The following is an 18,572-nucleotide window of genomic DNA, read 5'->3' as shown; positions in this document are numbered from 1 at the left end:
GGCCTTAAACGATCAGGTCACGGAGCATACGCGGGGCGTGAATCATCAGCTTTCCGTCCTCGCGGCTCACGATTCCCCGGCGGATCAATGTCGCCACGGCCCGTGATGCCGTCTCTCGGGTTGTGCCGGCGCTCATGGCCAGCGTCGTGATTTGTGGTGCGGGGGCGATATGATCCCGCCCGTCCGCGAGCGTCAATAATTCATTATAGACGCGCCCGGCAGCACTGTATGTCGAGCGGGTCGCCATGCGGTCCAGCGCACGATCCAACTGGCGGGCGAGCAGTCCGGCCATTCCCGCGCCAATCTGCGCGTCGGTGGCCACGAGCGTGGCAAGCGCAAGCGTGTCGGCGCGGAGCAGGAGCGTATCGACCAGCACTTCGATCTCGGCTCGACAGGTCGTGGCGGACGGATAAGCGCCGAAAAATTCGCCGGGCCCATGCCGGGCCAGCTGCTGCCGCTGCCCCTCCAGCCCGAAGGTCTGGATGGCGACATATCCTTCGACGACGAGCCAGCAGTGAAAGGAGGCTTCGCCCTGACGCGCCAATATCTGCTTTGCGGCGATATGCTGGAGAGTGAAGACCTGTCGAAGCGACTCAGCGGATTTCCGGTCGCACCGAAAAACCGCGCCGATCACTTCAATCTGGTCTTCCCGATCCAAGATCCGCGCCCCTGACATCATTTCCTGGGTCCTAGCCCCGGCATAACCCAATGTCCCGCCTGGAAAATAGGTAGGGGAAAAAAGAAGCTGCGGAAGATGTGATCTTCGTCACAGGTTGGGGCTGCCGAGTTGGATTATGAGGAGCGCGCGACCCGAAGGTAGCTCTGTCAGAGCAGCCTTTCTCCTGGCCCGGAGGCATGTGCCTCCGGGCTATTTTCGGTCGCCTCAAGCCGGTTCAATGTGGTCGACGGGCTGATTGTCACACCCGCCATGAGTGGCTCGGATATCCGCGTCATGGTTGATGTCATGCGTCTCAATCGCCCGCGCTCCAGCCGCCGCCCATGGCCTGATAGAGGGCAATGCGCGCCGTCAGCGCATCGGCCTGCGCCTGCACCAGCGCCAGTTCGACCCCGAACAGGCCGCGCTGGGCATCGAGTTGCTCCAGATAGGGCGAATAACCGGCGCGGTAGCGGTTCGACGCCAGTCGTAAGCCCTCGGCCGCCGCCTGGCGTTGACGTTCCAGCAGGACCCGTTGCGCGTCGCTGTGGCGCGTCGCCGCCAGCGCATCCTCGACCTCGCGAAAGGCGCCGAGCGCCGCCTTGCGATAGCCCAGCGCCGCCTGATCCCGCTGCGCGCCGGCCACTTCGGCGCCTCCGCGCAGCCGGCCACCTTGAAAGAGGGGCGCAAGGATGCTGCCCCCGATCGACCAGATGCTGATGGGATCGGACAGCAAGGTGGAGAAGGCTGCGCCGCCCGAGGCCGTCAAGCGGACCTGCGGCAGGAAATTCTTGCGCGCGGCCGCGAGCAATCGGTCGCTGGCCGCGAGTTGATGTTCGGCTTGCGCGATGTCCGGGCGCCGTCGCAGCAGGTCCGATGGCAGGCCGTCGGGAATGGCGGGCTCGGTCAGGCTGGCGAGAGATGCACCGCGCGCGACGGAGCCGGGCAAATCGCCGGTCAACAGACGCAGGCCATTTTCCTGCCGTGCGATCGCCTGCTCCAGCGGCGGGATCACCTGCGCGGTTGCCTGATATTCCGCCTCGGCCTGGGCAAGCTCGAGACGCGGGGAATAGCCGGCGTCGCTGCGGCGTTGCGCCAGTTTGAGCGCTTGCGCCCGCGCATCGAGCGTCTGCCGCGCGACGGCCAGACGGGCGTCGAGCGCGCGCAACGTGATATAGCCGCTTGCGGCGGTGGCTGCGACCGACAGACGAACGGCATCGCGCGCCGCCTGGCTCGCGAGCCAGCTCGAGCGCGCTGCCGAGGCGCGGTCGGAGAGGCGGCCGAACAGGTCGGCTTCCCATCCGGCCTGGACCTGCGGCTGGGCGGCGGTCTGGACCACTGGCTGGCCGAACGGATTGACGCTGCGCGATTCCGCGCCGGTGCCGACGGCATCCAGCGTCGGCAACAGCGCCGCGCGCGCGATGCTTTCCTGCGCCCGGGCTTCCCGGATACGGGCGCCCGCAATCGCAATGTCGATGTTATTCTGGAGCGCCCGTTCCACCATGGCGGTGAGGGCAGGATCGCCAAAGCCCTGCCACCAGTCGCGATCGAACGGTGCGGTTGGTCCGGCGTCGGTCCGCCAGGCCGAGGGCGCGACAATCGGTGCGACGTCAGCCGTCTCGACCTGCGGACCCGCGCAGGCTGACAATGGCAAGAGCAGGATGAGGAGGCGCCGCATCAGTCGTTCGTATGGATCTTGATGACGACCGACATGCCCGGTCGCAGGCGGCTGGCCAGTTGCTGGCCCGGGTCGATCCGCACTCTGACGGCGATCCTCTGCGCGACCTTCACGAAATTCCCGGTGGCATTATCGGCCTTGAGCACCGCAAATTCGGATCCGGCGGCGGGGGACAGATTTTCCACCCGGCCGGTCAGCCTGGCGTTGCCGAGCGCATCGACCCGGAATGTGGCGCGCTGGCCGATGCGCATCTTGCGGGTCTGGGCTTCCTTGAAATTGGCGATGATCCAGTGATCGTGCGGCACCAGGAACATGAGCTGGGTGCCGGCCGTGACATAGGCGCCGTTGCGCACGCCGATTTCCGACAATTGCCCGGCGACCGGCGCGCGGATGATGCTGTTGTCCAGATCGATCTGGGCCAGATGGAGTTGTGCGCGCGCGCCCTCGACCGCGGCCTCCAGGCCCGCGCGGCCGACCAGCACCGACCGGACATCCTGCGTGCCGATGCGCTGGGCGGCGCCCGCCTGCTGCAAGGATGCCTGCGCGGCCAGCAGGGCGGCGCGGGTCTGGTCGCGTTCCCGCTCGGAAATCGAACCATCCGCCACCAGCGCGTCGGCGCGGCGCATGTCGGCCTGCGCCTTCGCCAACTGCGCACGCGCGCTGCCGATCGCGGCTTCCTGTCCGGTCAGGGCGGCCTCGCGGGACAGCTGGTTCTGTTGCGAATTGGACAGGGCGGCGATCTGGGCGGCCAGATTGGCCTTCGCCTGCTCCACCTTGGCCGCGTAGATGCGCCGGTCGATCGTCGCAAGAATTTGTCCGGCCTTCACCTCGGCGAAATCCTGGAGAGGAACCGAGGTGACATAGCCGCTGACCTGCGGACTGATGATCGTCACCTTGCCGCGCACATAGGCATTGTCGGTCTGTTCGGAAAGGCCGGCGAAGGGCGGCAACTGCCAGGCATAGAGGATGGCCGAAACCGCGATGAGCGCGATCAGCACGATCGCAATGGCGGTGGTGCGACTGCGCGTGGGCGGGCGCCATCCACCTGCCGGGGGATGGATTTGCGGGTCGCTCGTTTCCGGTTCGTCCCCGGTTGCTGTCGGCTGGTTCATAGACCCCCTTATTTGCTGCCCGCGGCCTGCTGCGCCGCCTGTGCCTGCATCATTTTCTGCTGGAGCAGGATGACCGGCGATATTTCCCCGCGCCGCCGGATCGAATAACGGATGGCAAAGCCCCACAGGGCGGTCAACACCGCCAGCACGCCCAGCAGCAGGAACACGTCGTTATAGGCCAGGATATTGGCCTCCCGCGCCACCTGTTGGCCCAGGATCGCCGCCCCTTCCGCGCTACGCAGCGCCGGGTCGCCGATCACGCCCGCGACCGCGCCTCCGCCCGCCCGGACACGCGCCGCCACTTGCGGGTCCGTCATGACGATATGCTGCACCAGCTCATGCGAATGATATTTCTCCCGCACCACCTGGAATGTGCCGAGCAGCGCGGTGCCGACAAGGCCGCCGACGCTTTGGCTCATGCTGAACAACACGACGAAACTGACGAAATGCTTGCCGCCTGCGAGCAGGGTGCGCGCGATGCCGATCACCATCGCCTGCGCCAGGAACAGCAGTGACGCAAAGCCGATCAGCGCCTGGCTGAAATAGAGATTGGCCGGCCGGGTGAGGTTGGTGGCATCGGCGTCCATAAAGGCGCCGATCGCGATCAGGATGATCGCGAAGGTGATCGGACGGGTGACATTGTCGGGCCGAAAGGTCAGCACCGCCGTCGCCAGCCCCGCCAGCGATGCGGCCAGCACGATCAGGTTGAGCGTGATCATCTGGTCGTTGATCATGCCGACGATGTTGAGCAGGCCGACCGACCCGAACGCCTGTTCCGACAGCAAAATCCGCACCGATGCCGCGACCAGCATCAGGCGCGCTATCTCCCGCCGGCCCAGCCAGCGCGTGTTGATGAGGGGGTTGGCGCGATGATGCTCGACCAGCAGGGCAGCGCTGATCAGCAGGACGCTGCCCGCCAGCGCATATCCCATCCAGTCGCGCGCGGTCCACCATTGGATCCGTCCTTCAGAAAGCACCGCGATCAGCAGGCAGAGGCCCGGCGCGAACAGGCCGAAGGTCAGGAAATCGAGTGGCTCGAACACCTTCTCCCGCTCGCTCGGTGGCAACGGGAGGGCCATCACCGCCGCGAGCGAAGCGAAGGCCAGTCCCATCTCGAACCAGTAAAGCATGTGCCAGTCACCCGATTCGAGCAGATGGGGCGACAAGGCGCGGGCGAGCGGCGTCGCCAGCTGGGGGATGGATATGCCCATCATCACGCCCGCCAGTCGCTTGGGTGCGGGCAGGCTCTGCATCAGATAGAGGATGGTGAGGGTGGACAGGCCCGACGCGGCGACCCCGCTCATCGCGCGCACGGCCACCGACGTCCAGAAATCATGCACGAAAAGATGCATGATCGTCGTCAGTGCATAGGCAACCAGAATATAGCGGATGAAGGATTGCAACCCGAATTGCTGGCGATATTTCACCAGCAGCAGGTTGGCGGTGACGTTCGTCATGAAATAGGCGGCTGTCAGCCATGCGCTTTCGTCGCTGTTAAGACCCAGCGTGCCCTGCGCGAAATTGAGGTTCACCGCCACCAGCGCATTGCCGAGGCCGCCGGTGACGCCGATCAGGCAACCGATCGCGAAATAGCCCAGCCTCCGGCGCGAAGGATGATCGGGATTGGCGGGCGAGCCGGGCAGGGTCGGCCGTTCATGAGGCTTGAACACATAGGGCTGGGCCTCTTCCGACATGCCGGCCCGCTCTCAGCCGATGCAATGGCGAAGGCGCGCCGCCACGGGCGCGTGGAGCAACAGCAGAACGACCTCTAACCTCACCGGGCTACCCCTCCCTGGAGCAGGTTGAACACCAACCTCTTAGCGCGGCGAGGCGATATCGCCAACGGCCATTACGTGATCAGAACGGCCGCAAATGGGTGGCGTCAGTGATTTCCTCCGTCATCTTTCAGCATCGCCGTCGCTCATCCCGCCAGGCCTTGGGCGATTGGCCGATATGGCGGGTGAAGAAGCGAGAAAAATAGGCGGGATCCTCGAACCCGACGGCATAGGCGATCTCGGCCACCGACAACTGGGAATAGAGAAGCAGGCGGCGCGCCTCCAGCAGGGCGCGATCGTCGAGCATCTGCGCGGGCGAGCTGTTGGCGACACGGGCGCAGGCCTGGCGCAGGGCGGTGAGGCTGGCGCCGAGCGCCCTGGCATGGACGGAAACAGGTTCGCGCTGGCGGAAGCGTTGTTCGATCCGCTCGCGCAGGCGCGCGACCAGCGCCGCCTGCTTTGTGGTGCCCTGCCGGGCGGCTTCCGCCAGCGTCGCATGGCGCAGGGCGAGCACCATCAGCAACAGCAGGGCGGATTCGACGGCGGCGCGTTGGCCGGGGCCGGACCATCCCAGTTCCTTGGCCATCCGCGCAATGACCGCTTCGGCGTCCGCTCCATCCTCCCGCGGCAGCATCACCGCATGGGCGCGGGCGAACAGCGGTGCGAGATCGGCGTCGCGGGCCAGGAGATGCTGGAGATAGCTGGCGGCGATAGTGGTGACATAGCCGCGCGACTCCCGGTGCCAGCTGAAGCCATGGACGATGCCTGCGGGGATCAGCAGCAGGCAGGGCGCGTCGAAGGAAAGTTGGACGGTCTCGGCCTGCATCGCGCCGCCGCCTTCGGCGATCAGGATGATATGGTTGAGATCGTGATGGACATGCGGCCGGATCGTCCATTCGCTCGGGCGGGAGCGATCGTCCAGACTTTCGACATGGACGAAGCCCTCCGCCACGCTGCGCTGGGGTTCGCCATAGAGATAGAAGCTGGGGACGGGCGCGGTCGACATCGCGCGACCATAGTTTGGATCGGCCAGGGCAACAACGTCATGCGCCGTGCCGCGGATTTGATCCGTGGGCCGGTCAGTGCGGTTCGGACCGGTCGATCTGTCCGCTGTCGAGGAGGGGAGCGGCATCGATGCGGTCGGCGTTCATCAGCATGGCAAGCCGCTCCGCCGAAGCGAGGATCATCGCCTGTTCCCAGGCGGGCAATTGGACGAATCGATCCGTAAATGTCTTCTGCAACGGGTCGGGGGCATCGGCCAGCGCGATCTTCCCATCGGGCAGAAGGCTGAGATGGAATTGCCGCTTGTCCTTGTCGCTGCGCTGCCGCTGCACGAAGCCCAGCGCGGCAAGGCGGTCGATAATGGTCGTGATCGTGGCCTGGCTGAATTGCAGGGCATGGGCGATGGCGGACGGTGTGGCAGAGGACCGCGCGTCGATTTCGCGTAGCACCAGCAGTTGCGAAGGCGTGAGGCCGGTGGTCGCGGCCAGTTGGCGACTGCCGATCTCGGTCGCGCGCAGGACGCGGCGGAGTGCGCGGAGGGTCAGCGAGGCAATTTCAGAATCCATGGATTGGCGCATAGCCCGAAGCGGTAGCCGACACCAACTTGGACAATCGCCCATGACTGACATTCCCGATATATACTTCGATAAGTAAAATATAATTTCTCAATCAGGGTTGAAAGATACGCTGTATGTCGGCATATAAGCGCCCGTCTCGACGGGGAGATTCAATTTCCCATGGAAATATAATTCGGGAGATGAATAATCTTTGATTCCCAAGCTACAGCGGCCGTGACGCCGCCACGGGCTTCTGCGCGCTCCGAACGGGGCGAGGGGCAGGACATATTACTGCGCAAACCCGTCGCCACCGATGGGCCGGCCATCAGCGGATTGATCACGGCCTGTCCGCCGCTCGATCCCAATTCGGCCTATTGCAACCTGCTGCAATGCACCGATTTTGCCGATAGTTGCATCGTCGCGGAGCGCGCCGATATGCTGGTTGGCTGGGTATCAGGCTACCGCCCGCCGGTTGCGCCCGCAAATTTCTTCATCTGGCAGGTGGCGATATCATCCGCCGCGCGAGGCGAGCGCCTCGCTGGGCGCATGATCCACGCGCTGCTGACGCGACCCGAGCAGGCCGGCATCACCCATCTGACGACCACGATCACCGAAGACAATCGTGCGTCCTGGGCCTTGTTCGAGGGGCTGGCGCGTCGCTGGGGCACTCCCGTCGAAAAGAGCATCCGTTTCGAGCGCGAAGCCCATTTCGCCGGCGCTCACGCCACCGAGTGGCAGGTGCGCATCGGCCCGCTGCCGCTGTCGCCCCGCCCTTGAAGGAGATTTCCATGACCTTGACGACCCTGCCCAAGCCCACCGTCGCCATGCCCGATACCGCCATTTACGAGCGGCGCGAATCCGCCGTGCGCAGCTATGCCCGCACCATGCCCCGCCAGTTCAACCGGGCGCAAGGCGTGTGGATGCACGACAATCAGGGCGGCCGCTATCTCGACTTCCTGTCGGGCTGTTCAACGCTCAATTATGGGCACAACCATCCGGTGCTCAAGCGCGCGCTCGTCGACTATATCGCCGATGACGGCATCACCCACGGCCTCGATCTTCACACCGACGCCAAGGCGGATTTCCTCGCGGCGCTGGAGGATGCGATCCTCAAGCCCCGTGGCCTCGACTATCGGGCGATGTTCACCGGGCCGACCGGCACCAATGCGGTCGAGGCCGCGATCAAGCTGGCGCGCAAGATCACCGGCCGCGAACTGGTGATCGCCTTCACCAACGGCTTCCACGGCATGACGCTGGGGGCGCTGGCCTGCACCGGCAATGCCGCCAAGCGCGGCGGCGCGGGCGTGCCGCTCAGCCATGTCAGCCACGAACCTTATGACGGCTATCACGGCCCGGACGTCGATACCGCCGACCTGCTGGAGCGCCGCCTGTCCGACCCGTCGAGTGGCCTTGACGCGCCGGCCGCCATCATGGTGGAAACGGTGCAGGGCGAAGGCGGCCTCAACGCGGCCTCGGGTACATGGCTGCGCCGGATTGCGGGGATCGCGAAGCGCCACGGCGCGCTGATGATCGTCGACGATATCCAGGCCGGCTGTGGCCGCACGGGCAGCTTCTTCAGCTTCGAAGGCATGGGCTTCACCCCCGATATCGTCACCATGGCGAAGTCGCTGTCGGGCATGGGCCTGCCCTTCGCGCTCACCCTGTTCCGCCCGGACCTCGACCAATGGGCGCCGGGCGAACATAACGGCACCTTCCGAGGCAACAACCATGCCTTCGTTACCGCCACCGCCGCGCTGCGCCATTTCTGGGGCGACGACGCCTTCCAGCAGGACATTGCCCGGCGCGGTGCGCTGCTGGAGCGGCGGCTCGACGCGATGGCCGCCGAACATGGGCTGTCGACGCGCGGCCGCGGCATGATGCGCGGCATCGACGTCGGATCGGGCGAAGCCGCGCAAAATATCACCGCCGCCTGCTTCGCGCAGGGGCTCATCATCGAAACCAGCGGTGCGCATGACGAGATTGTCAAGGTGCTGGCGCCTCTCGTGATCGAGGACGCCATCCTGTCGGCCGGTCTCGACATATTGGAGGACAGCGTCCGTTCCGCCCTGATCGTCACCTATGGCGTCGCCGCAGAATAAGAGGAGGAGACAGAGATGATCGTTCGCAAACTTCAGGATATCCGCAAGTCCGACCGCAATGTGAAGTCGAAGAGCTGGGAAAGCGCTCGCCTTCTGCTGAAGGACGACGATATGGGCTTTTCCTTCCACGTCACCACCATGTATGCGGGGCAGGAACTGCACATGCATTACCAGAACCATCTGGAGGCCGTGCTGGTGCTCAAGGGCACGGGTACGATCGAGGATCTGGGCACGGGCGTCACGCATCAGCTGGCGCCGGGCGTCATGTATGCGCTCAATGCCCATGACAAGCATGTCGTTCGCCCGGAAACCGACATTTTGTGCGCCTGCACCTTCAACCCGCCGGTCACAGGCGGGGAAGTGCATGACGAGAACGGCGCCTATCCCGCCGACACGAGCGCCGCGCGCGCGACCGCGTTGGCCGACTGAACCAGTCTGAACCTCCAAAGGGGGAGTCCCATGAAAGACCTCTACCCGTCCCGCCACGCGCAAGTGGCGGAGTTTTTGCCGCGTCTTGATCCGGTCGTCCATGGCGACTGGAGCGAGGGTGCGCCCATCAGCCGCGAGAAGGCGGCGCAGTTCGACCGTGACGGCTATCTGGTGCTGGAGGATCTTTTCGCCGACGAAGAGATCCTCTTCCTCCAGCGCGAGGCCGGCACATTACTGGCCGACCCGGATGCGCTGGAAACCGAAACGGTGATTACTGAACCAGGCGGCAAGGAAGTCCGCTCCATCTTCCGCATCCATGCCCAGAGCCGGGTGATCGGGCGGCTGGCGGCCGACGAACGGCTGGCCGGGGTCGCCCGCTTTCTGCTGGACGACGAAGTCTACATTCACCAGTCGCGACTGAACTATAAGCCGGGCTTCCAGGGCAAGGAATTCTATTGGCACAGCGATTTCGAGACATGGCATGTCGAGGATGGAATGCCGCGTATGCGGGCATTGTCCATGTCGGTGTTGCTGGCGGAAAATACTCCGCATAACGGCCCGCTGATGCTGATTCCCGGATCGCATCGCCAATATCTAACCTGCGTCGGGGAAACGCCGGAGGATCATTATCGCCAGTCACTGAAACGCCAAGAATATGGCGTCCCCGACGAGGACAGCCTGGCCGAACTGGCGCACGAATACGGGATCGTCGCGCCGACCGGCAAGCCGGGATCGGTGGTGATCTTCGACTGCAATATCATGCACGGGTCGAACGGGAACATCACGCCTTTTCCGCGCGCCAACGCTTTCCTGGTCTACAACGCCGTGTCGAACCGGCTGGAGGCGCCCTTTGGTGTCGACAAGCCGCGCCCCGCCTTCATCGCAGCGCGCGGCGAACCAACGGTCATCACGCCTGTCGCCAGGCCGCTGATGAAGGAGGAGGCGCGGGCATGAGCCATCCTCATAGCGTGGAAAAGATAGGCGGCACCTCCATGGCCGCCACCGCCACCCTGTTCGACAATGTGCTGATCGCCGGGCGCAAGGGCGCGGACCTTTACAACCGCATCTTCGTCGTGTCGGCCTATGCCGGCATGACCGACCTGCTGCTGGAGCACAAAAAAAGCGGCGCGCCGGGCGTTTATGCGCGCTTCGTGGCTGATGAGGATGCCGACGGCTGGCGCCAGTCGATGGAGGCGGTGCGCCGCGCCATGCAGGATCGCAGTGCGAGCATGTTCGTGCGCGCCGACCGGCTGGCCGAAGCAAACGCATTTGTCGACATGCGCATCGACGCGGTCGCCGCCTGCCTCGACGATCTCGCCCGGCTGCGCAGCCATGGCCGCTTCTGCGTCAGGGAACAGCTGGTGACGGCGCGCGAACTGCTCGCAGGCCTGGGCGAGGCGCACAGCGCCCATTCGACCGCGCTGCTGCTGCGCGACCGCGGCGTCAACGCACAGTTCGTCGACCTGACCCTGTGGGACCAGCGGGACATGCGCGAACTGGACGATCGTATCATGGAAGCTTTCGCGCCGATCGACCTGACCACCACCCTGCCGATCGTCACCGGCTATGCCGGGTGCAGCGAGGGGATGGTGCGCCGCTATGCGCGCGGCTATTCGGAAATGACCTTCTCGCGCATCGCCGTCGTGACCAAGGCGCGCGAGGCGATCATCCACAAGGAATTTCATTTGTCGAGCGCGGACCCGAGGCTGGTCGGCATCGACAAGGCGCGAAAGATCGGCCGCACCAATTATGACGTGGCGGACCAGTTGGCGAACCTTGGAATGGAGGCGATCCATCCCGGCGCGGGCAGGGGGTTACGTCAGACCGACATTCCGCTGCGCGTGCGCAACACCTTCGACAGGGAGGATGGCGGCACGCTGATCTGCGGCAATTATGTGTCGGCCACCCCGCGCGTGGAGATCGTCACCGGGGTGCGCCAGGCGCAGGCCTTGCAGTTCTTCGAGCAAGACATGGTGGGCGTGAAGGGCTATGACGCCGCGATATTGGAGGCGCTGACCCGCCATGGCGCCTGGATCGTCAGCAAGGCGTCCAATGCCAACACCATCACCCATTATCTGTCGGCCGACGCGGCGACGGTGAAGCGGGTGATCGCCGACCTTCAGGCGCTCTATCCCGATGCCGCCATCTCGGCCCAGCCGGTTGCGATCGTCTCGGCGATCGGCAGCGACATTTCGCGGCCGGGGCTGGTGCGCGATGCCCTGAGGGCGCTGGACGCCGCGCATGTGCCCATGGTCGCGATGCAGCACCAGATCCGCAATGTCGATGTGCAGTTCATCGTCGACGTCGACCATTATGACATGGCCATCGGCGCGCTGCATCGGGCGCTGGTGGAGGATGCCAGCAAGATGGAGGACCGGCGCGCGGCATGAGCCGTGGCCGGAACGCTTCCCGATGCTGTCAGCGATCCACCCCGTTCGCAGCCTGCTGCTCGCCATCTTCATGGCCATGGCAGGCAGCGGCTTTCTGGCCACGTTGATCAGTCTCCGGCTGGAGCGCGCGGGGGCGGGCACCATGGCGATCGGCGCGGTCGCGACCGCCTATTTCTGTGGACTGGTGGCCGGCGCGCTGCGGGCCGGCGGGATCGTGCGACAGGTCGGCCATATCCGCGCCTTCGCCGCCTTCGTCTCGTTGCTGTCGGCCAGCACGCTCGCCTATGTGCTGCTGCAATATCCGCTTTTCTGGGCGATGCTGCGCCTTGTCGACGGCGTCTGCGTCGCGGGCATGTTCATCTGCCTCGAAAGCTGGCTCAACGACCGGGCGGAGATGGAGACGCGCGGCAGCGTGCTCGCGGCCTATATGGTGGCGCTCTATTCGGGGCAGGCGGTCGGACAATTGCTGCTGGCGGCCAGCGGCGCGTTGCCAGCGGTGCCGTTCCAGCTTGCCTCCATCCTGATTTCGCTCGCCGTCATCCCGCTTTGCATGACGCGCAGCAGCGCCCCGGCGCCGGTCGAGGCGCAGGCCTTCACCATCCGTGCCCTCTATATCGCCTCGCCGCTCGGCACGGTCGGGTCGGTCGCGACCGGGCTGATGCTGGGCGCCTTTTACGGCATGGCGGCCGTCCATGTGCGGCGGCTGGGGCTGGACCTTGGCGCGACCGCCAGTTTCATGATGATCGTCATATTGGGCGGGGTCGCGCTGCAATGGCCGCTCGGCCGCCTGTCCGACCGGCTGGATAGGCGGCGGGTGATCGTCGGCTGTTTCGCCGCCACGCTGGCGGTCTGCCTCACGCTGGCGATGTCGGCTTCGGGCGGGCCGCTGTTGCTCGCATTGGGCGCGCTGTTCGGGGGTCTCAGTTTCGCGCTCTATCCGCTGTGCGTCGCCCATTGCAACGACCGGCTGCTCGCGACCGAACGGGTCGCGGCAAGCGGGCGGCTGGTGCTGCTCTATTCGGCCGGTGCGGCGGTCGGCCCGCTGGGCGCGGCCATGCTGATGAGTTTCGTGCCCGGCGGCGGCCTGTTTCTCTTCATCGGACTGTGCGCTGGCGCGACGCTCGGCTTTGGCCTTTGGCGCCAGGCGGCGACCCCGCCCGTGCCCGTGCCCGACCAGCAGGACTTCCAGATCGTGCCGCGCACCACCCCGGTGGCATCGCTGCTTGACCCCAATACAGTCGACGGACAAATGTCATGACCGCTTCCGCCACCTTCGCGCCGATCCGGCCGGCCACTGCCGACAATGCCACCCTGCGCCGCGCCATTGCGGCTTCTGCGCTGGGCAATGCCACTGAATGGTTCGACTATGGCATCTATGCCTATGGCGTGACCTATATCTCCGCCGCGCTCTTCCCCGGCGAGGTGGACGACGCCGTGCTGTTCGCGCTGGCGACCTTCGCCATCTCCTTCCTCGTCCGGCCGCTGGGGGGACTCTTCTGGGGGCCGCTTGGCGATCGGCTGGGGCGCAAGTCGGTGCTGGCGCTGACCATCCTGCTGATGTCCGGCGCGACGCTCGCCGTCGGCCTCATCCCCTCCTATGCGCGGATCGGCTTCTGGGCGCCGGCGCTGCTGATCCTGCTGCGGATGGTGCAGGGCTTCTCGACCGGCGGCGAATATGGCGGAGCGGCGACCTTCATGGCCGAATATGCGCCGGACGACCGACGCGGCTTCTACGGCAGCTTCCTGGAGTTCGGGACGCTCGCCGGATTTTCCTTCGGCGCTGCGCTGATGCTCGGCTTCTCGCTGCTGCTGGGTGACGCGATCATGCATGAGTGGGGCTGGCGCATCCCTTTCCTGGTGGCCGCGCCGATGGGGCTGATCGGCATGTATCTGCGGTCGAGGATGGAGGATACGCCGGTCTTTCGCGAACAGGCGGCCGAAGGAAGCAGTTCACCCTCGCTCGGATCTTTGATCCGCGATCATATGCGGCCAATGCTGGTCGTCGGTGGCCTGGTGGTGGCGCTCAACGTCGTCAATTATACATTGCTCAGCTACATGCCGACCTATTTGCAGCGGCGCATCGGGCTATCGCCGGACGAGGCGCTGGTGGTGCCGATCATCGGCATGTTCTTCATGATGTTCTTCCTGCCGGTCGCCGGCCATATGTCTGATCGGATCGGTCGCAGGCCGATGTGGCGGCTGTCGCTGATCGGTCTGCTGGTGGCGGTGGTGCCGCTCTACATGCTGATCGCGACGGGCCTGGCCGGTGCGATCATCGGCTTCGTGCTTCTCGGCCTGCTCTACGTGCCGCAACTGGCGACCATTTCCGCGACGTTCCCCGCGTTGTTTCCGACGGCGGCGCGCTTTGCCGGCTTTGCCATCGCCTATAATATGTCCACGTCGCTGTTCGGCGGCACGGCGCCGGCGATCGGCAGCGGCCTTATCGGCCTGACCGGCAATGAACTGATGCCGGCCTTCTACATGATGCTCGCCTGTGTCGTGGGGTTGGTGGCGCTCCATTTCATGCCGGAAACGGCCGGCCGATCACTGTGGCATGATCCGTTCCGACGGGACTGAATGCCGATGGATCAGGCATGGCGTCCGGTATGGCGCGATTGCGCCGCCCATACCGGATTGCGCCAGTGTCAGGGATTGCCGAACGTAGAAGCGCCGGCCTGGACGGCAAAGCGTGCCAGAGATCGTGCCGTCCCCTTGGCCTCGTAGATGGTCGACATCGCGATATAGTCTCCCACGGCGCGGTCCGGCGTGAGCGTCAGCAGGATATAGCCCTTGGCGCCTTGATCGCAGAACAGGACCTCCGGGCTGGCCTGGCGGAGCAGCGATCCCAACGGCACCTGCGGCAGGGTGTCGCCGATCGACGGACTGCTGATCGAGGATGTGCCGAATTCCACGCCAACCGGATTGCCGTCCTTGTCGGCAAGTTGATTGGCCCAGAAGGCATGACTGTCCCCGGCCAGCACGAGGGGACGGGCGCCGGAGCGACGGATGCTCTCATAGAGCCGCTCGCGCGCGGCCGGATAGCCGTCCCAGGCGTCGAGGTTGAAGGGCAGGCCAGCGCGATAGCCGGCCTGCGCCATTTCGACTTGCGCACGCACCTGCGGTTCCAGCGCGGCGACGATCTGTGCCGCCTTGTCCGCACCGAACAATCTGGCCAGGTCCGGTCCGTTCACGCGCGCCATCACCACCTGATTGCCCAATATCTGCCAGGGCGTGCCGGCCTTGACCGATGCGGTCAGTTCCCGCTCCAGCCAGGCCTGTTGCGGTTCGCCCAGCATCTCGCGGTCGGGACGGTTGCGCTGCGCCAGCACGCTCTCGACCTCGGACCGGCTCGGTGTCTCGCCCTTGAAACCGGCCTGTTCGCTGCGTGCGAGCAGCCGCGTTTCGACCATCAGCAACGTCGCAAGATCGCCGAAATCGAAACGGCGGTTGATCGCCGCCCAGCCATCGTCGCCCTGCGGGTCGCGGATCGGCATCCATTCGAAATAGGCCTGCATCGCCACGGCCTTGCGCTTCGCCCAGTCGCCTTCGGTGGCGGGCTGGTGGTTTTCCGCTCCGCCGATCCAGCTGTCATTGGCGGTTTCATGATCGTCCCAGACGCAGATGAAGGCCGCCCGCGCATGTGCCGCCTGCAGGCTCGGATCGCGCTTATACTGGGCGTGGCGGGTGCGATAGTCGGCGAGGGTGACGATCTCATGCGCGGGTTCCGGCACCCGGCCGAGCTTGCGGCCGATCTCCGCGCCATAGCCGTCAGCCCCATATTCATAGATATAGTCGCCCAGATGCACGACGGCATCGATCCGTTCGAGCGCCGCGATCGAATCATAGGCGGTGAAGAAGCCGCCCGGATAAAGCTGGCAGGACACAACCGCCAGCACGGCGTCGGCAGCCGCGCCGTCCGGCAAGGTGCGGAAGCGGCCGACCGGCGATTTGCCGCCGTCAGCCAGTTCGAACCAGTAATGATAATCCCGCCCGGCTTTCAGACGGCGCGGTTCGACCTTCACGGTGAAGTCCCGCGCCGGCCGGGCCTGGGCTGTGCCACTTTCGACCGGCCGTCCGTTTGCGCTATCGGCCACATGCCAACGCAGCCCGATCGCTTCGCTCTGGGTCGGATCGGCGGGCGTGACGCGGGTCCACAGGATCGCGCCGCGCGGCGTGGGATCGCCGCTCGCTACGCCATGGGCGAAGCTGGCGGCGACGGGGGTTGCCGCCATGCCGACATTGGGCAGGATCGCGCCCGAACCGATGAGCCCCAGAGCGGAGCGGCGGTTCAGCTTCACCATGTCGCCGCTCATCGGGCACCGCCAAAGCGGAAGCTGGCGGAAATGCCGTAGAAACGCGGGGCGCCGGCGATGAAGGTCGGCATACCCAGGCTGTCGCCGGTATTGCCCGCATCCATGATATATTTCTTGTCGAAGGCATTTTCGATAAAGCCCTCGATCCGCCAGGCGCCATCCGGCGCTTCATAACCCAGCCGCGCGTTCACCAGCGCATAGCTGCCCTGCCATTCGTCTTGGATATTGTCGGCAACCAGCGCCGCCGGCGGTTGTTGCAGGTCCGGCCGGTCATTGTCGTCGTCGAAGAAGACCTTCGACTGCCAGGTGACGCTCGGCGTGAAGATGATCCGTCCGGGGCCGGCGGGCAGCGAGGCTTCCGCACCGAAGGAGGCGCTATGATCGGGCGACAGGCGGAAATGATTGCCGTCGCGCACCCCGGTCTTGAACCGGCTATGATTATAGGCATAGGTCGCGAACAGGGTGAGCATATCGTTCGGCACCCAGCGGAGCTGGCCTTCGAAGCCGTAGCTTTCCGCCTTGCCTGCATTGGTCAGGACGAACTGCGTTCCCTGCTGCACCGTGGTCTGGAAATTATCATATTGATAATAGAAGGCCGCGCCGTCGATGAACAGGGTGCGGTTCATCAACGCGGTTTTTGCGCCGACCTCGAAACTGTCGACCGTTTCGGAATCGAGGATGGAAAAGCGCGTCGCGGCGAGTGGCGCGGAGGGCGCGCTGGCAGCCAATACTTCCGGCCGTCGGCCGCGTGCATAGGTTGCGTACAGGCTGGCATCTTCGTTCGGCTTGTAGCGCGCGGTCAACCGCCAGGAAAAACCGCCATTGCTGAGCATATCGCTGTCCTCGCCGCCATTGCCGGCGGTCGGCTGCGCCCCCAGGCCGAACAGCGGCACCGGATAGGCGGCGGAGGGCGGGATGGTGGCTGCGCCCGGCACGGCAAGTGCCTGCAACAACGCCGTGCGCACCGCCGCCGGCTGGCTCAGCGCGCCGATAAAGCCGCCCAGTATCGACCGGCCATTTTCGACCGAAGAGACGAAAGTCGAACGCTTGTCGTCATGGGTATAACGCAGGCCGCCGCCAATCTCGAACTGATCCGACAGGCGAATGGTCACGTCGCCGAACAAGTCGAACGCGCGGGTGCGCGATCCGTTGGTGGTGCTTTCCAGATGATTGGACTTGAGGTTGGCGGCGATCGCTTGCGCCTGCGCGCCCGACAGCGCGACACCATAGGCATTCGCCACACCCTGTAGCAGGGCGCCGGTAAAGGCCGGACTGGCCAGGATGGCGGCGGGAACCGGATCGCTCGCCGGGCGGCCGGGGATCGCGCCACCACCATTCAGAGCGCCCGCCAGCCGTGCAAGCGCCGCGCGCTCATCGAACTGGGTCGGGGCGCGCTGGGTGCCTTCCTCATGGAAATAGCTCGCCCCCAGGAAGGCCGTGATCGGTCCTTCCTCATAGGTCAGGCGGAATTCCTGGCTGGTCTGACGGCCGCGCGCATCCTCTGCGGCGGTCAGCATCGGCAGCGAAATGCCATCCGCGTCGAAGATTTCGAGCGCGTCGAACCGGCGGAAGGCGGTGGTCGAGGTCAGGCTGAAGCGGTCGTCCAGCTTCAGCCTGGCGATGCCCGTCACGCCCCAGACCTGCCGGTCGAGGCCCAGATTCTTGCCGCCTTCGAAGCCGCTGCCGGCGACCAGCGCTGCGCCGCTGTTGCGGCCACGATTGCCGATCACCGCGCCGGTTGCGGGATCGGTTGGATTATAGGCGATCGACTTGAAGGCCGTGCCGTTGGGGCTGTCCTTCTGATAATTGCCGATCAAATCGAAGCTGAGGTCGCCCTTTTCGCCATGGAAGCTGCCACGCACCGCCTTGGTGTCGACCGAGTTGAAGTCCTCGCCGCCCAGCAGATTTTCGACATAGCCGTCGCGCTTGCGGATGCGTCCCGCGAGACGGATCGCCATGCCCTCGCCGATCGGCGCATTGACCATAGCCTCGGCCAGCCAGGCGTCGTAATTGCCGTAGGAAGCGCGGCCCGCGACTTCATAGCTGTCGAGCTTCGCCTTGTTCTGGATGATGTTGACCGCGCCGATCAATGCGCCACGGCCATAGAGGGTCGATTGCGGTCCCTTGGCGATCTCCACGCGCTCGACGTCGAACAGTTCGACATAGGAGCCGCGCGACTTGGAAATGGACACGCCATCCTGAAAGACCGACACGCGCGGCTCGTTGGACGCGGTGCCGCTGTCCGATGTGATGCCGCGCATGACGAAGCCCGGATTGTTGGGCGACTGGTTCTGGACCTCGAAACCGGGAACGAAGCGCGAGAGCGCATCGAATTCATAGAGGCCGAACCGGTCAAGCTGTTCGTTGCCGACGACGCTCAATGCCATCGGCACATCGATCGCGTCCTGTTCGCGCAGCTGCGCCGTGACGATGATCGAATCGCCCGATTCGACATCCGCGGCCTGCGCATAGGCGGTTGCCGTAGCGGAAGCGGACAGGCTGAGGGCTGCGATCGTAAGCGAACGAATATACATGATATTTCCCCTTCGGCGTCCGGTTAGG

Annotated in this window: 15 protein-coding genes; 7 read left to right on the top strand and 8 right to left on the bottom strand. The window is 65.2% G+C overall.

Annotation, left to right across the window (positions count from 1 at the left end; translation table 11 throughout):
* Positions 1 to 4: 4 nt before the first annotated feature.
* The 6 genes from AC58EF_RS07645 to AC58EF_RS07620 form a co-directional block, all read right to left on the bottom strand.
* Positions 5 to 658 (bottom strand): Crp/Fnr family transcriptional regulator, encoded by a 654-nt coding sequence (locus tag AC58EF_RS07645; protein ID WP_497275750.1) that lies wholly within the window; start codon positions 656 to 658, stop codon positions 5 to 7.
* 313 nt (positions 659 to 971) lie between these two features.
* Positions 972 to 2,333, bottom strand: a complete 1,362-nt coding sequence (locus AC58EF_RS07640) for an efflux transporter outer membrane subunit (RefSeq protein WP_497275749.1) — start codon at positions 2,331 to 2,333, stop codon at positions 972 to 974.
* Complete coding sequence (locus tag AC58EF_RS07635) at positions 2,333 to 3,445, bottom strand: HlyD family secretion protein (RefSeq protein ID WP_497275748.1); 1,113 nt, start codon at positions 3,443 to 3,445, stop codon at positions 2,333 to 2,335. Before AC58EF_RS07635 ends, AC58EF_RS07640 begins: the two co-directional genes overlap by 1 nt.
* 8 nt (positions 3,446 to 3,453) lie before the next feature.
* Positions 3,454 to 5,139 (bottom strand): MFS transporter, encoded by a 1,686-nt coding sequence (locus AC58EF_RS07630; protein ID WP_497275746.1) that lies wholly within the window; start codon positions 5,137 to 5,139, stop codon positions 3,454 to 3,456.
* 211 nt (positions 5,140 to 5,350) lie between these two features.
* On the bottom strand, positions 5,351 to 6,226 hold the full coding sequence (locus AC58EF_RS07625; protein ID WP_497275745.1) for a helix-turn-helix domain-containing protein: 876 nt from the start codon (positions 6,224 to 6,226) through the stop codon (positions 5,351 to 5,353).
* A 73-nt stretch (positions 6,227 to 6,299) separates the two neighbouring features.
* Positions 6,300 to 6,788, bottom strand: a complete 489-nt coding sequence (locus tag AC58EF_RS07620) for a MarR family winged helix-turn-helix transcriptional regulator (RefSeq protein ID WP_497275743.1) — start codon at positions 6,786 to 6,788, stop codon at positions 6,300 to 6,302.
* A gap of 276 nt (positions 6,789 to 7,064) precedes the next feature.
* Between AC58EF_RS07620 and ectA the strand changes: the two genes are divergently transcribed.
* From ectA to AC58EF_RS07585, 7 genes are read left to right on the top strand one after another with little or no spacing between them, the layout of a single operon-like run.
* Positions 7,065 to 7,556, top strand: a complete 492-nt coding sequence (gene ectA / locus AC58EF_RS07615) for a diaminobutyrate acetyltransferase (protein ID WP_497275849.1) — start codon at positions 7,065 to 7,067, stop codon at positions 7,554 to 7,556.
* An 11-nt stretch (positions 7,557 to 7,567) separates the two neighbouring features.
* Positions 7,568 to 8,878: a diaminobutyrate--2-oxoglutarate transaminase gene (ectB, locus tag AC58EF_RS07610; RefSeq protein WP_497275742.1), complete on the top strand. Its 1,311-nt coding sequence runs from the start codon at positions 7,568 to 7,570 to the stop codon at positions 8,876 to 8,878.
* A gap of 15 nt (positions 8,879 to 8,893) precedes the next feature.
* Entirely contained in the window at positions 8,894 to 9,307 is a 414-nt protein-coding gene (locus AC58EF_RS07605) for an ectoine synthase (RefSeq protein ID WP_497275740.1), read from the top strand.
* 30 nt (positions 9,308 to 9,337) lie between these two features.
* Positions 9,338 to 10,261 (top strand): ectoine hydroxylase, encoded by a 924-nt coding sequence (thpD, locus tag AC58EF_RS07600; protein WP_497275739.1) that lies wholly within the window; start codon positions 9,338 to 9,340, stop codon positions 10,259 to 10,261.
* Positions 10,258 to 11,697 carry an aspartate kinase gene (locus AC58EF_RS07595; RefSeq protein ID WP_497275738.1) on the top strand — a complete coding sequence of 480 codons (1,440 nt, stop codon included), beginning with the start codon at positions 10,258 to 10,260 and terminating at the stop codon, positions 11,695 to 11,697. Before thpD ends, AC58EF_RS07595 begins: the two co-directional genes overlap by 4 nt.
* A 22-nt stretch (positions 11,698 to 11,719) precedes the next feature.
* Positions 11,720 to 12,955, top strand: coding sequence for an MFS transporter (locus AC58EF_RS07590; protein ID WP_497275736.1), 1,236 nt, complete (start codon positions 11,720 to 11,722; stop codon positions 12,953 to 12,955).
* Complete coding sequence (locus AC58EF_RS07585) at positions 12,952 to 14,274, top strand: MFS transporter (RefSeq protein WP_497275734.1); 1,323 nt, start codon at positions 12,952 to 12,954, stop codon at positions 14,272 to 14,274. The genes AC58EF_RS07590 and AC58EF_RS07585 overlap by 4 nt, the downstream gene beginning before the upstream one ends.
* Positions 14,275 to 14,342: 68 nt before the next feature.
* On the opposite strand, the gene AC58EF_RS07580 is transcribed toward AC58EF_RS07585, so the two are convergent.
* A complete protein-coding gene (locus tag AC58EF_RS07580; protein WP_497275733.1) occupies positions 14,343 to 16,010 on the bottom strand; it encodes an alkaline phosphatase D family protein in 1,668 nt (555 codons plus the stop codon).
* Positions 16,007 to 18,544: a TonB-dependent receptor gene (locus tag AC58EF_RS07575; protein WP_497275732.1), complete on the bottom strand. Its 2,538-nt coding sequence runs from the start codon at positions 18,542 to 18,544 to the stop codon at positions 16,007 to 16,009. Before AC58EF_RS07575 ends, AC58EF_RS07580 begins: the two co-directional genes overlap by 4 nt.
* Positions 18,545 to 18,572 lie beyond the last annotated feature (28 nt).

The sequence above is a fragment of the Sphingobium sp. WR1 genome (genome assembly GCF_059693745.1).
This window is presented reverse-complemented; position numbering and strand designations above follow the sequence as displayed.

Bases quoted from the DNA above. Each gene is read 5' to 3' on its own strand.
- ectB (WP_497275742.1), top strand. From the start codon at position 7,568: ATGACCTTGACGACCCTGCCCAAGCCCACCGTCGCCATGCCCGATACC.
- AC58EF_RS07575 (WP_497275732.1), bottom strand. From the start codon at position 18,544: ATGTATATTCGTTCGCTTACGATCGCAGCCCTCAGCCTGTCCGCTTCC.
- AC58EF_RS07630 (WP_497275746.1), bottom strand. From the start codon at position 5,139: ATGTCGGAAGAGGCCCAGCCCTATGTGTTCAAGCCTCATGAACGGCCG.
- AC58EF_RS07605 (WP_497275740.1), top strand. From the start codon at position 8,894: ATGATCGTTCGCAAACTTCAGGATATCCGCAAGTCCGACCGCAATGTG.
- AC58EF_RS07640 (WP_497275749.1), bottom strand. From the start codon at position 2,333: ATGCGGCGCCTCCTCATCCTGCTCTTGCCATTGTCAGCCTGCGCGGGT.
- AC58EF_RS07635 (WP_497275748.1), bottom strand. From the start codon at position 3,445: ATGAACCAGCCGACAGCAACCGGGGACGAACCGGAAACGAGCGACCCG.
- thpD (WP_497275739.1), top strand. From the start codon at position 9,338: ATGAAAGACCTCTACCCGTCCCGCCACGCGCAAGTGGCGGAGTTTTTG.
- AC58EF_RS07620 (WP_497275743.1), bottom strand. From the start codon at position 6,788: ATGGATTCTGAAATTGCCTCGCTGACCCTCCGCGCACTCCGCCGCGTC.
- AC58EF_RS07585 (WP_497275734.1), top strand. From the start codon at position 12,952: ATGACCGCTTCCGCCACCTTCGCGCCGATCCGGCCGGCCACTGCCGAC.
- AC58EF_RS07595 (WP_497275738.1), top strand. From the start codon at position 10,258: ATGAGCCATCCTCATAGCGTGGAAAAGATAGGCGGCACCTCCATGGCC.
- AC58EF_RS07580 (WP_497275733.1), bottom strand. From the start codon at position 16,010: ATGAGCGGCGACATGGTGAAGCTGAACCGCCGCTCCGCTCTGGGGCTC.
- AC58EF_RS07590 (WP_497275736.1), top strand. From the start codon at position 11,720: ATGCTGTCAGCGATCCACCCCGTTCGCAGCCTGCTGCTCGCCATCTTC.
- AC58EF_RS07625 (WP_497275745.1), bottom strand. From the start codon at position 6,226: ATGTCGACCGCGCCCGTCCCCAGCTTCTATCTCTATGGCGAACCCCAG.